This window comes from Colwellia sp. BRX10-1 (assembly GCF_014077545.1).
Lineage (GTDB): Bacteria > Pseudomonadota > Gammaproteobacteria > Enterobacterales > Alteromonadaceae > Colwellia_A.
This window is the reverse complement of record NZ_JACGWC010000018.1, coordinates 17,613-31,968: the sequence shown is the minus strand read 5'-3', so window position 1 is coordinate 31,968 and position 14,356 is coordinate 17,613. Positions and strand designations below refer to the sequence as shown.

Below are 14,356 nucleotides of genomic sequence, written 5' to 3'. Positions count from 1 at the left end.
AATGCTCAATACAAAAAAACAAAACATACTATTTATCGACAGAGATGGCACTTTAATTGAAGAACCTGTTTCTGATAAGCAAGTAGATACACTTGAAAAATTGGTTTTTGAGCCTGACGTTATTCCAGTGTTATTAGCACTACAAAAAAAGGGTTTCCGCTTAGTTATGGTGTCAAACCAAGATGGCTTAGGAACGACTAGTTATCCACAAGCCGACTTTGATTTACCTCATAACAAGATGATGGATATTTTTTCCTCACAAGGCGTTATATTTGACGATGTATTACTTTGTCCGCATTTTGACAATGAAAATTGCAGTTGTCGTAAGCCTAAACTTGGCTTAGTAAGTGATTACTTACAGCAAGGAAAAGTAAACTTCGAAAACTCTTTTGTGATTGGCGATCGTGATACCGATATACAACTTGCTGCTAACATGGGTATTCGCGGTATAAAATATAACAAAGAAAGCTTAAATTGGTTGGCAATTTCAGCACAATTATTGAACCAACAAGAACGTGAAGCTAAAGTTGTTCGTACCACTAAAGAAACCAATATTAACGTTGCGGTGAATTTAGATAAAGTCGGTACAGTAAAAATTAACACCGGATTAGGCTTCTTCGATCACATGCTTGAGCAAATTGCTGCCCATGGTGGTTTTTCATTGGAGGTCAGTGTCGATGGTGATTACCACATTGATGAGCACCACAGCGTTGAAGATACCGCTCTGGCACTTGGTCAAGCACTAAGGAAAGCATTGGGCGACAAACGTGGTATCGGTCGTTTTGGCTTTGTTCTGCCGATGGATGAATGTCGGGCTGAATGTTCTATCGATTTATCGGGTCGTCCGTGGCTTGAATTTGATGCTGATTTTACTGATAACCGAGTAGGCAATATGTCGACGCAAATGGTTTCACACTTTTTCCGTTCACTTGCTGACTCTATGGCTATTACCCTGCACCTTTCAACAACCGAAGGTAATTGCCATCACCAAGTAGAGAGTTTATTTAAAGTGTTTGGTCGAGCATTACGTCAAGCCATTACGGTAAGTGGTGATGTGCTACCTAGCACAAAAGGTACCCTGTGATGTCTGTTGAAAAAGCAATGATGAACGTTATTGTTGATACTGGTTGTGCCAATCTTTCTTCGGTTAAGTTTGCTGTAGAACGTTTAGGCTTTCAAGTGACCATCACTGACGATATTACTCTTATTAAAAATGCCGACAAAGTGATACTGCCAGGTGTTGGCACAGCAAAACATGCTATGGCAAACATTTGCGCGAAAGGACTGGTTGAAACCTTGCAAAACTTAACTCAACCCGTGTTGGGCTTTTGTTTAGGTATGCAGTTAATGTGTGACTCGTCAGTAGAAAGTAGCGATGGCAAAAAAGTTGACTGTTTAGGTATTATTCATACCGATATTATACCGCTCAATGCTGAAAATAATAGATTACCGCATATGGGCTGGAACACATTAACATCTGTTGGCGATCACCCGGTATTTAAAGGCATAAATATAGGTGACTACTTTTACTTTGTTCATAGCTTTGCCGCGCCAATAAGTGAATACACCTTAGCAACTTGTCAATATGGCTCTAGCTTCTCCGCGGTGATTGCCAAAGATAACTTCATTGGCTGCCAGTTCCATCCCGAGCGTTCAAGTAAATTAGGTAGTAAAATCATTAAGAATTTTTTGGAGTTAGCCCTATGATGATCCCAGCAATTGATTTAATCGATGGCCAAGTTGTACGATTATTTCAAGGTGATTACAGCCAAAAAACTAATTACCAATACACAGTGCAAGAGCGCCAACAAGCCTATGCTAAGTCAGGGGCAACCGTAATGCACTTCGTTGATTTAGACGGTGCTAAAGACTCAACAAAGCGCCAACTTGAAACCTTAAAGACCGTAGTCAAACATCCAACGATGACGATTCAAGTCGGTGGTGGAATTCGTTGTGAAGACGATGTTAAACAGCTATTGGCATTAGGTGCAGACCGTGTAGTCATTGGGAGTTTAGCGATTAAACAACCTGAACTTGTGACTCAGTGGTTAAAAACCTATGGATGTGAAAAAATTGTCTTAGCACTAGATATTAAAATTGATGCTGCTGGCAATAAAACACTCCCTACACACGGTTGGATTGAGGACAGTGGCGTTAATTTAGAAGACCTACTTGCTCAATACCAAAACGCTGGCATCAAACACGTACTTTGTACTGATATCAGTAAAGACGGTACGTTAACAGGCACCAATGTAGACTTGTATCGCGAGGTTTGTGCAAAATATCCTGACATCCAATGGCAAGCTTCAGGGGGTATTGGCAGCCTTGACGATATTAAGGCTTTAATTCCAACTGGTGTCAGCGGTGTTATTTTAGGTCGTTCGTTACTTGAAGGTAAATTCACACTTGAGGAGGCGATTGCATGCTGGCCAAACGCTTAAGTTATGGGCTTGAAACCGTGAGTTTTTTATTGTCTAAGCAAAGTACAAAGGTTGAAGTTTTATGTTAGCAAAAAGAATTATACCTTGTCTCGATGTACGTGATGGCAAAGTTGTTAAAGGAGTCCAATTTAGAAACCATGAAATTATTGGTGATATTGTACCACTCGCCCAAAAATACGCAGCCGCAGGTGCTGATGAATTAGTTTTTTATGATATTACCGCCAGCTCAGATAATAGAGTGGTTGATAAAAGCTGGGTTAGCCGTATTGCTGAAGTCATCGATATTCCTTTTTGTGTTGCTGGTGGTATAAAAACAGAGCAAGACGCAAAAGAAATCTTAATGATGGGCGCGGATAAAATATCAGTTAACTCCCCTGCTTTGCGTGACCCTAATTTGATTTCTCGTTTGGCTGACGTTTTTGGTCAGCAATGTATTGTTGTCGGCATTGACAGTTTTTATGATAAAGAAACGGGGTTGTATCAAGTTTATCAATTTACTGGAGATGAAAGTCGTACCCAACAAACCAAGTGGACAACCTTTGATTGGATCAAAGAAGTTCAGCAACGTGGTGCAGGTGAAATCGTTTTAAATTGTATGAATCAAGATGGTGTTCGCCAAGGATATGATATTGCGCAATTACAAAAAGCACGTGCGGTGTGTAATGTTCCTTTAATAGCATCAGGCGGTGCGGGTGAAATATCGCATTTCGCTGACGTTTTCAAACAAGCCGATGTAGATGGCGCACTTGCTGCAAGTGTTTTCCATAAAGGTATCATTGAAATAAACCAATTAAAACAAACATTGAAGAATCAAAATATAGAGATAAGATTATGCTAGTTACCCTAGAGAACATTAATGAATTAGCTTGGGCTAAAATGGAAAGCTTAATACCTGCAATTATTCAGCATCAAGATACGGGTGCCGTTTTAATGCAAGGTTATATGAATGAAGCATCCCTCAAAGCAACATTAACAACGGGTAAAGCGACTTTTTTTAGTCGTTCAAAACAAGCACTTTGGGTGAAAGGTGAGACATCAGGAAACTTTCTCAATGTTAGCCAGGTTCTAACCGATTGTGATAACGATAGTTTGTTAATTGCTTGTCGACCTATTGGACCAAGCTGTCATTTAGGAACTGAGTCATGCTTTCCAGAACAAAAATTAACTCAGCAAAACTTCCTTAGCGAATTAGAGCAAGTGATTGCTAGTCGAAAAGGTTGCGATCCTGAAAGCAGTTATACTGCGCACTTATTTTCGCGAGGCACCACTAAAATAGCACAGAAAGTTGGCGAAGAAGGCGTTGAGGTTGCACTTGCTGCGGTTGCTGAAACCAAAGAAGACTTACTCGGTGAATGTGCTGATTTGTTTTACCACACACTCGTCTTACTTCAAGATAAAAACATTGAAGTATCTGAGGTGATGGCGGTACTACAAAAACGACATAACAAGTAAGCTGAGTTAACTTTAAGATAGTTGTTTATAAGACACTTTATCAACAGCTATCTTTCTTTAATTAAGCGGCTATACTCAATTTTACGTCTAAGGATAAATAATTTAGAAAAAGATTTTTATACGCCCCGACATAGAGTTATTTAACACTCATGATATTAAAAATATTTACAAAATTAATCACTGTTCTTATACCCTTGCTCTTTATACAGAGTTCATTATTTAGTCCCCTTACAAAAGCAGAAGATATCTTAATCTTCATTCGTGATGATGTTTACCAAGATTATATGACCTTCTTAAATGGTCAGGATGTGCATACAATTAAAAATTTTTCAGGAAAAAATATCCGCCGCGATGTTGTCGATATGATTATCGCCCAGCAAGCTTTAAAAATAGGTGGTTTTGAACACAGCTTCAAATATGCAACAGGTAAAATTAACTTTAGAAATACTAAGATGTTGGCATCAGGACGCTTACTCATTAGTTTTGACTCTTATTGGCTTGCTGATGCCAAAGCACTTAATGACAGTGTTTATACTTCTGATGCAGTTATCCGACAAGGCGAATACATTGCCGGTATATACACCAGCCCAAGTAATAATGCTGTTTTAGCTATAACAGAACTCGATGACCTGCAAAAATTTACTGCCGTTTCTACGCCAAAATGGCGTACTGACTGGCAAACGTTAAAGTTATTGTCTTTAAAAGAGCTGATCCACGAAGATGAGTGGCTAAGCCAAGCTCGCATGGTAAACCTAGGTTGGATAGACTTCTTATTAATGCCTTTTAATTCGACACCCGATCAATCCTTTACAATGGATAAAATTCATTTAGTGCCGGTAAAAGGTGTTGCTATAGAGCTCAAAGACAGTCGCCACTTTGTTATTAGTACAAAACACCCTCACGGAAAAACCGCATTTAAAGCCATTAATATCGGGTTAAAGAAATTACGAAGTCAGCATAGAATTGTACAAGCTTTTACACAAGCCGGTTTTTTTGTAAGCCCTGATAAAGTCAAAATATTAAACCTAAACTAATCTTTGTACTATCTGCATATTATGTCCTACAGCCCTTATTAAACATCATAAAAAATTCAGTAATTCATTATTTTCATTGACATTTACAGAGAAGAGCGTATATTTTTCCAGCAGAAAATGGATGTTAAAAACAGCTAAGGAATAGCAATGTTTAAATACTGGTCAATAAAAAGTTATGGCACAAAATTATTGCCAACACTAGAACGTGATTTTGGGTGCAAAGAATACTATACCGCAGCTGAAATTCGCATAACAATTTTTAAAAATAACTTCTCCCCCACCTACTTACCTTTAGGTTACATACTCTTTCTTGATGAGATTTCTTTAAAAGAAACGATGTATATCGAGTTCCCTCACATAGATGTTAATGAATATCGACAAGAAATTTCAAATTATTTAATCAGTAAAAGTTATCATGGCTACTTACAGGTACTTCACCACTAAATCTAGGTATTATGCCAATATGACTCATTATCTGAGGACGTCTACTGATGAAACTAGCTATTAATGCGTTAGATATTTAATATTTATAATATCTCACTATTAAAGCCAGTAAGCTTATCTTGAGCATTGGCTTTGCTAATAAAGTAACCCTGCTAATTAATAAAATGGGTGTTATTAACTTTACCTAGTAGATAAATCATGAAAAAATAAACTGTTTCCTGATAATCACAATAGGTAAGGTTTAATGAAAGTAGCTTGGCAAGTGAAGCATTTTAAAGCGCTCAATATCGATGAACTGTATGAAATATTAAAGCTTCGTATTGATGTTTTTGTGGTTGAGCAAACTTGTTTTTATGCTGATATTGATGATATTGACCGGCACGAGGATACGGTTCACCTCTTTTGTTACCTAGAGGGTAAGATTGCTGGTTACTTGCGTATTTTAGCAAAAGGCCAAAGTTACCGCGACTATATTGCTATTGGCAGAGTTATTGTTGCCAGTCATGCGAGAGGGACAGGTTTAGGTCACCAGTTAATGGCTGAGGCGTTAATCGTTTGTCAGCAATATTTTCCAGATCAACAAATTAAAATATCAGCCCAAGAGCACCTTGAAAGCTTTTATGGCAATCACGGTTTTGAACGTGTTTCTGCTATGTATCTTGAAGATGATATTCCGCACATCGCTATGTTAAAAGTTGTTTAATAAATAAGCAGGTGTTTTAAACCGTTATTACAAGCGTAGCGCTCAAATAAGCATTGCAGTATGCATGCTTATTTGAGTTATGTTATGTATTAGTTCAAAAGAGTGTAGTACTCGCTAAACTGCAGTAATAAATAAGCGGATATTTTCAACGGCTAGAATAAGCATAACAAGGAATAGTGATAACATACCTATTTGACGCTGCTTAGAAACCCCAGTAGTTTTTGAAAGTCCTACGGCGTGCAGAATACGGCCAATAAATAATATCGCACCTAAGGCGTGCAGTACTATCGGGCTCGCCCCGTTAACCTCATAAATACCCAACATTATTAACGCCATAGGAATATACTCAGCAAAGTTACCATGTACACGAATTGCTTTGGCAAGGGGTTGATGACCACCGTCACCAATACCGGCTTTAAACTGTAAACGTAGGCGAATAATATTGATGGCTAAACCAACAAATAAAAGCGCCAACAAACTCGTGTAGAGGCCTGTTATCGATAAACTTACTACCATGAAATTTCTTCTTATATTTATAGATGAGGGAATATAGTTTACGTTTTAAAATTAATTTTGATAGCCTAAAAGGCTATTATTTTAAGAAAAATTACCCTGTCTATTTTTCACAGCCAATAAAAACAAAAAAATTCGCCGAAGCGAATTTTTTGTTAGGTATTTATAAGCTCGTTATTAGCTACTTATTAGTTACTTGTTAATAAGGGGCTTATAAAATCAACCGAATTAATTTAATTCGTTAGCAAGTAAAGCACTGACTTCTTCTACAGGCTTAGTGCCGTCAATCGTTAAATACGAACATGCACCCGCTTTTGCTTCATCTTGATAGTAAGCCACTAATGGTTTAGTTTGCTCATGGTAAATGCCCAGGCGTTTGCGGACTGTGGCTTCTTCATCATCAGGACGAATAGACAAGTCTTCACCGGTATTGTCATCTTTACCTTCAACTTTAGGCGGATTATAAACTAAATGATAAACACGACCAGAACCGGCATGAACACGACGACCACTCATGCGATCAACAATGACTTCATCAGGAACATCAAATTCAACGACACTGTCAACTGAAACGCCGTTATCTTTCATCGCATCTGCTTGTGGAATTGTACGAGGAAAACCATCAAGCAAAAAACCTGCTTTACAATCATCTTGTGCAATACGTTCTTTGACTAAACCAATAATCAGATCATCAGAAACTAATTGTCCAGCATCCATCACTGCTTTAGCTTTATTACCCAGGTCAGTACCTGCTTTAATAGCAGCACGTAACATGTCACCCGTAGAAATTTGTGGAATACCAAATTTAGCCATTAGGAATTGTGCTTGAGTGCCTTTGCCAGCGCCCGGAGCACCTAATAAAATAATGCGCATAAAATATTGCCTTATATGTTTAATATACTAATTAGGCTGTTGTACTGGTGTCAAAACGTCTCGAATATAACAGCCAAATGAGTATTTTTTCGATTGTGCAACACTATACAAGTTCAATTGTAGTCAGACAAGTAGCATTACCGCTCTATCATCAAAAAAGGCACTAAAAAGCTATTTTTTATACTAAAGTCTATGGGGTTATAGTGGTGATATAAGGCATTTAAAGATAATACCCAAAATTATAATCAACAAAGAGACAAGCAAATAAGGACTAATGAGTCTTACTTACTATAAAGAAAAAACTTGCGATAAAAATATAATCTCCAAGCACTTGGGTAATAAGTAAATTTAAATGACCCTTTTCTACTGTGAGATTTCCATAGATACGCAATACGTTAATCATGTAGCTTAGAGCAGCCAAAAAAATGATTAAACACTCAGTGCCTTACCTTTAATAGGATCAGTAAAGGTAAGGCTTGCGTTGTCACCTACTGATGAGTCATTGTGGTTGAGTGTAAAAAATTAATTTATTCACACTCAATATATTTTATATATAAAATAAAGCGTTAAGCATACTTTTAATAACCGCTTCTAGGTGGTTACCCCTATTGCTTGTTGACAGTATTAACTATATAAATTTATGTGGTAATAATAAGTAGTTCCGCGATCAGCCTTATGGAAAGCAGCAATGAATCAGATACATAGATGTTGTAGAAACTCTTTTTTTATTATTATATTTTGCCTTGTAGCGAATTTATTAACGATAACTTCTGTTGTAGCACAAGACATAGTGGGTGAAGATGTTGATGAAATAATAAGTTTGTTAAACCAACAACAATATTCAACAGACTATTTTCAAGAAAAACTATTGCCACGCCTGGCCACTATTGATGACGATAACCAAAAAATAAACTTATTGATTCAATCTTGTGTTTATAGCATGTTTGCCGATCAATACAGTGAGGTAAAAATTTGTAGTCAACGTCTCAGTATTTTAGCCGTGCAGATTAAAAATAAAAGTGCGAAAAATATTGCCGCTATTTATTTAATCGTTGGAGAAGTAAACTTACAAGACTCATCCGACGTCGCACATAAAAAATTAAGTACACTTTACCCAACATTAATAAGCAAGCGCGCAAAAATTCATTATGATATAGCCTTAGCCATGACAGCTATTAGAGAAGATTTTCCTATTTTAGAAAATCAGATACTGCGTAATAGCCTGCAAAAAATAATCGGACAATCAAATTATTCTTTCGAAGAATTTGCCATGCTTTGGGCACTCTCTGCTATTTCTAAAGATGCAAATGAATATGTTAATTTAACTCTGCGGTTATTACGCTCATCAAACAAACATAATTACGTTATTAATAAAGCGTCTTTTCTATATAATTTACAATCGCATTTAACCGGTGTTAACGAAATTATTATTGCCAATCGTGTGGCTAATTAGTTACTAAAACTCGCCAAAGAAGAAACAGATGAAAGCAGTAAAGTGCTACTTTTATTAGCCTACTTAGATAATAAAGCACGGCTTAAAGAAAATGTTCCTACTGAAACAATAAGCTATATAAAATCAGTTACCACTGATGATGAATTTTGGCAGGCTTGGTTAAATACTGTATTGTCATTTTATTATGCAACTGAACAAAACGAGCAAATGTCACGGTATTATTTCGATGTAGCAAAGCACTACTTTGATGCTCAACCCGACTTAGCTACCCCTGATGAATTTATAAAAATTGAATCAATACTCGCCTTTAACAGTAAGGATTATAGCAAGGCAAAAGCTTTGCAAGATAAATTTTGGTGGAAAAAATACTTAACAATAAAAACCAACCAGCAAAATAATATTATTGATGTTAGGAATACCCTCAAGAAAGTCATTGATGAAGAACAAAAAAGCAGAATAGTTGTCGAGCAACTGTTATTGAAGTCTGAACAAGCCAGTATCACATTGGCGACGGTATTATTTATTATTTTTATCTTAGTTATCTTTCAATACAAAATGTATTTAAAACTAAAACATGAAGTAGAAACAAGAGTTAAAGCTGAGGTCGGTTTGCGTGAGGCAAAATCATTGGCGATAGAAGCTAAGATAGATGCGGAAAAAGCAACGATGAAAGCTGAAAAGGCGAATCAAGCTAAAAGCGAATTTTTATCAAACATGAGTCACGAGATCCGCACACCAATGAATGGTGTTTTAGGCTCATTACAAGTATTAAAACAAGAAGTTCTATCTGACTCATCAAAAGAATTAGTTGATATCGGCATTATTTCCTCTAAAAATCTCATTACAATTATTAATGATATTTTAGATTTATCTAAAATCCAATCAAACAATATTAGCTTAGAATCGCTGCCAACCAACATTGGTGAACTGTTCAAATCTATTATTTTAGAACTGTCTTTTTTAGCAGAGCAACAAGGTATTACCTTAATTTTTACTATAGAAGAAGATCTTTGTACTTACTGTTTAACGGACCCGATAAGGTTAAGACAAATTATTGTAAATTTAATTTCTAATGCGCTTAAATTTACCCCTAAAGGTGAAGTTAGCATAACGCTTATGGAGAAAGATGAGAAAGTGGTTTTCGAAGTCAAAGACACGGGAATTGGATTATCACCCGCTCAAATTAAAAAACTTTTTATCCGTTATGAACAAGCAGATACTTCCACAACAAGAAATTATGGTGGTACGGGTCTAGGTCTGTCTATTGCCAAGCAATTAACAAACTTGATGGGGGGTGACATTAACGTCATTAGTGAAGAAAATGTTGGCTCTATTTTTAGTGTGGTATTGCCATTAAAGAAAACTACGTTGAAAAGTCATAGCAAGTTAGCATTGAAAAAAACGCAAGCCCCACAGGCACTGGGATTCGATATTCTATTGGCAGAAGACAACAAAATAAATCAAAAAGTATTTAATGCTGTTATACGCCCGACTAAAGCAAACATTCGTATTGCAAATGATGGCATAGAGGCAATAGCAGAAATCGGCAAACTAATACCTGATTTAATTTTTATGGATATTCAAATGCCAAATATGGATGGCGTTGAAGCGTGTAAGGCGATAAAAAAAAGCAATCCAAATATCCCAATTATTGCCTTAACGGCGAATGTTATGGCCCACGATATTAAAAAGTACCGACAAGCAGGATTTGATGATTGTTTAGGCAAGCCCATTGACGTTCAGGAAATTTATACACTATTGCAAAAATTTTTAACAAGTGCCCAGACCAATAAAGCCAGTGATATTGATAACGGTTCTTTAAAAATTAACGCCATTACCTATAGAGAGAAGTAACTTATGGTTACTACATGCTTAGTTAACTTTTAATGCCTTTAGGCTGCAAATAACCGATACGATAATGCCAATTTTATGGTGAGATAAGATAATTGTTATAGGTCAAAATAACAGGCTCTGCTAGCGTTCATCTTGATATTGCGTTGAGTATTAACGTTCAGCTTTAAATTAATGAACTCAAATGAAAGCATATACTTAGATAGTGGGTCTAGTGGGTACTTGTTCAATTATATTATCGAAAAGCCCATGAATAAATTTTTTATAGCAATAATTGCCGCCATTATTTTAATACCTAGCCTCTATGCGGGTATTTCATCAACTTTATATACCACTCAAGTTGAATGGCATAATTATCAAGACGCGCGTGCAATGGACTCAACAAAACCAATTTTTGTCTTTGCTAAAATGCGCTTTTGTACAACCTGTGCAGCAATGGAAAAAGATGTTTTTACAGATCCCGCTCTAGCTAAAATATTGAATGAGCAGTTTATTCCTGTTAGAGAAACTATCAACTTTATGCTTTCAAGTTTTGTTTTTGACGATCTTAAAGATAACAAAGGTGAGCAGCTTACTTTTAGAGGATTTCCAGCGGTGATGATCGTTCGCGGTGACCAATATTCCTTGAGTCATGGTTATAAAAGTGTTGAGCAACTACAAACACTGTTAAATAAAGCCACAAATAAAGTAGACTGAATTAGATATAAAAAAGGAGCCGAAGCTCCTTTTTTTTTAATCTGTACACTAAGAAATATTAAAAGCTTACTTAGTAAGGCTCAACATTAATTTGTTTAAACGTGCAACAAAACTTGCTGGGTCTTTTAAGCTACCACGCTCAGCTAACATCGCCTGTTCAAACAATACTTGCGTCCACTGATTGAATTTTTCATCATCAGTTTCATTAGCAACATGTTTTACTAACTCATGCTCTGCATTGATTTCGAAGATAGGTAATGCGTCAGGTACTTCTTGTCCAACTGATTGCATAAGCTTCATCATTTGGCTGCTCATGTCGTGCTCATCGGCAACGATACAAGCTGGAGAATCAGTTAAACGTTGCGACAATTTAACATCTTTCACTTTACCAGCTAATGATGTTTTAATACGGGTAACAACAGAATCGAACTCTTGCTCAAGTTTTTCTTGTGCTTGTTTTGATTCTTCATCTTCCATATCACCTAGGTCTAAACCACCACGCGTGACCGATTGTAATTGCTTGCCATCAACTTCTGTTAAGTGGCTCACTAACCATTCATCGATACGGTCAGACATTAATAATACTTCAATGCCCTTTTTACGGAAAACTTCTAAATGTGGGCTGTTTTTAGCCGCTTCAAAGCTGTCTGCAACAACATAGTAAATCTTTTCTTGTCCTTCTTTCATACGTTCTACGTATTCAGGAATTGAAACACTTTGAACCGCAGTATCATGCTCTGTTGAGGCAAAGCGTAATAAGTTTGCAACTTGCTCTTTATTACCTTGATCTTCTGCTGGGCCTTCTTTCAATACTTGACCAAACTCGTTCCAAAATGACTGGTATTGCTCTTTGTCTTTTTTACCTAGTTTTTCAAGCATTTTAAGTACGCGTTTAGTACAGCCTTTACGGATCGCTTGGGTAATTTTGTTATCTTGTAAAATTTCACGAGAAACGTTTAATGGTAAATCATTTGAATCTAATAAACCTTTTACAAAACGTAAATATGTAGGCATAAACTGTTCAGCGTCGTCCATTATAAATACGCGTTGAACAAATAGCTTTAAACCATGTTGTTTTTCACGGTTATGCATGTCAAATGGCGCTTTGCTTGGAATATAAAGTAATGATGTATATTCAGTTTTACCTTCTACTTTATTGTGCTCCCAGACAAGTGGGTCGCCAAAGTCATGTGATACATGCTTGTAGAATTCTTTATATTCGTCATCAGAAACTTCTGATTTTTCACGAGTCCACAATGCAGTGGCTTTATTGACAGGTTCCCATTTGGCAGGTACTTCAGCAACGGCTTCAGCAGCTGGAACAGTAACATTGTCTTCGTCATCTTTAACTTCAGCAACGGCTTCAACACCAGGAACTGCTGGTGTTAGCATTTCAACAGAAACAGAAATATGATCTGAGTACTTAGTGACTATTGATTTTAAACGCCAATCGTCAGCGTATTCTTGCTCTTCTTCTTTTAAGTGAAGAATAATATCGGTACCACGATTAGTCTTTGAAATTTTAGCGGTGGTGAATTCACCTTCGCCAGCACTTGTCCATTCAACACCTTCGGATGCATCAACACCAGCAGCGCGAGAACGCACAGTTACTGAGTCTGCAACGATAAATGCTGAATAAAAACCAACACCAAATTGACCAATAAGTTGTGAGTCTGAAGCTTGATCGCCAGAAAGTTGCGAGAAAAACTCAGCCGTACCTGATTTAGCGATAGTACCTAAATGATCAATAATTTGATCATGCGTCATACCAATACCATTATCAGAAATGGTAAGCGTATTATTTTCTTTATCGCAACTAACACGTACGCGTAAATCACCATCACCTTCGTATAGATCAGCATTTGATAGTGCGTTAAAGCGAAGTTTGTCAGCAGCATCGGCCGCATTTGACACTAACTCACGTAAGAAGATTTCTTTGTTTGAGTAAAGTGAATGGATCATTAATTTAAGTAATTTAGCGTTATCAGTTGCAAACTGATGATTTTCTTTTTGGCCTGTTTCTGACATTTGAAATATATCCTACATTTATCGGTGTTTAAAAGAGAACATGCAAATATGATGCTCACGTTGATAGATAACATGTGGGGCTAAGAGAAATTATTTCAAGGGAATGTGATGTTTCTTAGGTAAAATAAATTTAAAAATATGCTTTGAATATGTGTTCAAAGCATAAATTTACTCAAGATTAGAATGAATAGCTCTTACGTCCTGATAAAGCATGAGATAAGGTGTTACCGTCAACATATTCAAGTTCACCACCAACAGGCACACCATGGGCAATTCGAGAAATAACCACTTGATATTTTTTAGCCAGTTCGGCAATAAAATGTGCGGTAGCTTCTCCTTCAACCGTTGGATTGGTTGCTAAAATAATTTCCTTAAACTGATCTGTCGCCAGCTGTTTCTCTAATATATCTAAGCCAAGATCATCCGGTCCAATACCATCTAGCGGCGATAAGTGCCCCATTAAAATAAAATAACGTCCTTGAAACTCCCCGGTTTGTTCTATAGCAATAACATCACCTGGACTTTCAACAATACAGAGCTGCTGGTTTATAAGCCGCTTAGCACTTTGGCAAATTTCACAGGTATCATCTTCAGTAAAATTTCGGCATTGTGAACAATGACCAATATTTTCCATCGCCACTTTTAATGTACCCGCAAGCTTAGCGCCGCCAATACGATTACGTTCAAGTAAATGAAACGCCATACGCTGCGCCGATTTAGCGCCAACACCCGGTAAACATTTAAGTGAATTGATTAATTCTTGAACCAGTGGACTAAATTTCATAACAACCTTAAAACAATGTTTAGCTAATTTTCAACGCAGGCAGTTTATCAGTTGAAGCATAAAAACCAAGATAAATTATTCTCT

Annotated in this window: 15 protein-coding genes; 11 read left to right on the top strand and 4 right to left on the bottom strand. The window is 36.8% G+C overall.

Annotated elements, in window-relative coordinates; all coding sequences use genetic code 11:
• Position 1 precedes the first annotated feature (1 nt).
• From hisB to H4J75_RS13995, 8 genes are all read left to right on the top strand, one after another.
• A complete protein-coding gene (hisB, locus tag H4J75_RS14030) occupies positions 2 to 1,084 on the top strand; it encodes a bifunctional histidinol-phosphatase/imidazoleglycerol-phosphate dehydratase HisB (RefSeq protein WP_182217517.1) in 1,083 nt (360 codons plus the stop codon).
• Positions 1,084 to 1,707, top strand: a complete 624-nt coding sequence (hisH, locus tag H4J75_RS14025; protein ID WP_259366406.1) for an imidazole glycerol phosphate synthase subunit HisH — start codon at positions 1,084 to 1,086, stop codon at positions 1,705 to 1,707. The genes hisB and hisH overlap by 1 nt, the downstream gene beginning before the upstream one ends.
• The gene (gene hisA / locus H4J75_RS14020) at positions 1,704 to 2,441 is read left to right on the top strand and encodes a 1-(5-phosphoribosyl)-5-[(5-phosphoribosylamino)methylideneamino]imidazole-4-carboxamide isomerase (protein ID WP_182204062.1); all 738 of its coding nucleotides are present in this window, start codon (positions 1,704 to 1,706) and stop codon (positions 2,439 to 2,441) included. The genes hisH and hisA overlap by 4 nt, the downstream gene beginning before the upstream one ends.
• A gap of 61 nt (positions 2,442 to 2,502) precedes the next feature.
• A complete protein-coding gene (hisF, locus tag H4J75_RS14015; RefSeq protein ID WP_182217515.1) occupies positions 2,503 to 3,279 on the top strand; it encodes an imidazole glycerol phosphate synthase subunit HisF in 777 nt (258 codons plus the stop codon).
• Positions 3,273 to 3,893 carry a bifunctional phosphoribosyl-AMP cyclohydrolase/phosphoribosyl-ATP diphosphatase HisIE gene (gene hisIE, locus H4J75_RS14010; protein WP_182217514.1) on the top strand — a complete coding sequence of 207 codons (621 nt, stop codon included), beginning with the start codon at positions 3,273 to 3,275 and terminating at the stop codon, positions 3,891 to 3,893. Before hisF ends, hisIE begins: the two co-directional genes overlap by 7 nt.
• Before the next feature lie 149 nt (positions 3,894 to 4,042).
• The gene (locus H4J75_RS14005) at positions 4,043 to 4,927 is read left to right on the top strand and encodes a hypothetical protein (protein WP_182222472.1); all 885 of its coding nucleotides are present in this window, start codon (positions 4,043 to 4,045) and stop codon (positions 4,925 to 4,927) included.
• A 147-nt stretch (positions 4,928 to 5,074) separates the two neighbouring features.
• Positions 5,075 to 5,371, top strand: a complete 297-nt coding sequence (locus H4J75_RS14000; RefSeq protein WP_182222471.1) for a hypothetical protein — start codon at positions 5,075 to 5,077, stop codon at positions 5,369 to 5,371.
• Between the two features lie 244 nt (positions 5,372 to 5,615).
• Positions 5,616 to 6,074 carry a GNAT family N-acetyltransferase gene (locus H4J75_RS13995; RefSeq protein ID WP_182222470.1) on the top strand — a complete coding sequence of 153 codons (459 nt, stop codon included), beginning with the start codon at positions 5,616 to 5,618 and terminating at the stop codon, positions 6,072 to 6,074.
• A 114-nt stretch (positions 6,075 to 6,188) separates the two neighbouring features.
• Here the strand turns inward: H4J75_RS13995 and H4J75_RS13990 are convergent, their stop codons facing one another.
• Together H4J75_RS13990 and adk are read right to left on the bottom strand one after the other, a co-directional pair.
• Positions 6,189 to 6,590: an MAPEG family protein gene (locus H4J75_RS13990; RefSeq protein WP_182217508.1), complete on the bottom strand. Its 402-nt coding sequence runs from the start codon at positions 6,588 to 6,590 to the stop codon at positions 6,189 to 6,191.
• Positions 6,591 to 6,815: 225 nt separating this feature from the next.
• Positions 6,816 to 7,460 (bottom strand): adenylate kinase, encoded by a 645-nt coding sequence (gene adk / locus H4J75_RS13985; RefSeq protein ID WP_182217507.1) that lies wholly within the window; start codon positions 7,458 to 7,460, stop codon positions 6,816 to 6,818.
• A 688-nt stretch (positions 7,461 to 8,148) separates the two neighbouring features.
• Between adk and H4J75_RS13980 the strand changes: the two genes are divergently transcribed.
• The 3 genes from H4J75_RS13980 to H4J75_RS13970 all read left to right on the top strand — a co-directional run bounded on the left by H4J75_RS13980 (position 8,149) and on the right by H4J75_RS13970 (position 11,460).
• A complete protein-coding gene (locus H4J75_RS13980; protein ID WP_182222469.1) occupies positions 8,149 to 8,913 on the top strand; it encodes a hypothetical protein in 765 nt (254 codons plus the stop codon).
• Between the two features lie 42 nt (positions 8,914 to 8,955).
• The gene (locus H4J75_RS13975; protein ID WP_182222468.1) at positions 8,956 to 10,767 is read left to right on the top strand and encodes an ATP-binding protein; all 1,812 of its coding nucleotides are present in this window, start codon (positions 8,956 to 8,958) and stop codon (positions 10,765 to 10,767) included.
• 246 nt (positions 10,768 to 11,013) lie between these two features.
• Positions 11,014 to 11,460: a DUF255 domain-containing protein gene (locus H4J75_RS13970; protein ID WP_182215404.1), complete on the top strand. Its 447-nt coding sequence runs from the start codon at positions 11,014 to 11,016 to the stop codon at positions 11,458 to 11,460.
• 66 nt (positions 11,461 to 11,526) lie between these two features.
• Here H4J75_RS13970 and htpG read toward each other — a convergent pair whose 3' ends face one another.
• The gene (htpG, locus tag H4J75_RS13965) at positions 11,527 to 13,488 is read right to left on the bottom strand and encodes a molecular chaperone HtpG (RefSeq protein WP_070376215.1); all 1,962 of its coding nucleotides are present in this window, start codon (positions 13,486 to 13,488) and stop codon (positions 11,527 to 11,529) included.
• A 178-nt stretch (positions 13,489 to 13,666) separates the two neighbouring features.
• Complete coding sequence (recR, locus tag H4J75_RS13960; protein WP_070376214.1) at positions 13,667 to 14,272, bottom strand: recombination mediator RecR; 606 nt, start codon at positions 14,270 to 14,272, stop codon at positions 13,667 to 13,669.
• Positions 14,273 to 14,356 lie beyond the last annotated feature (84 nt).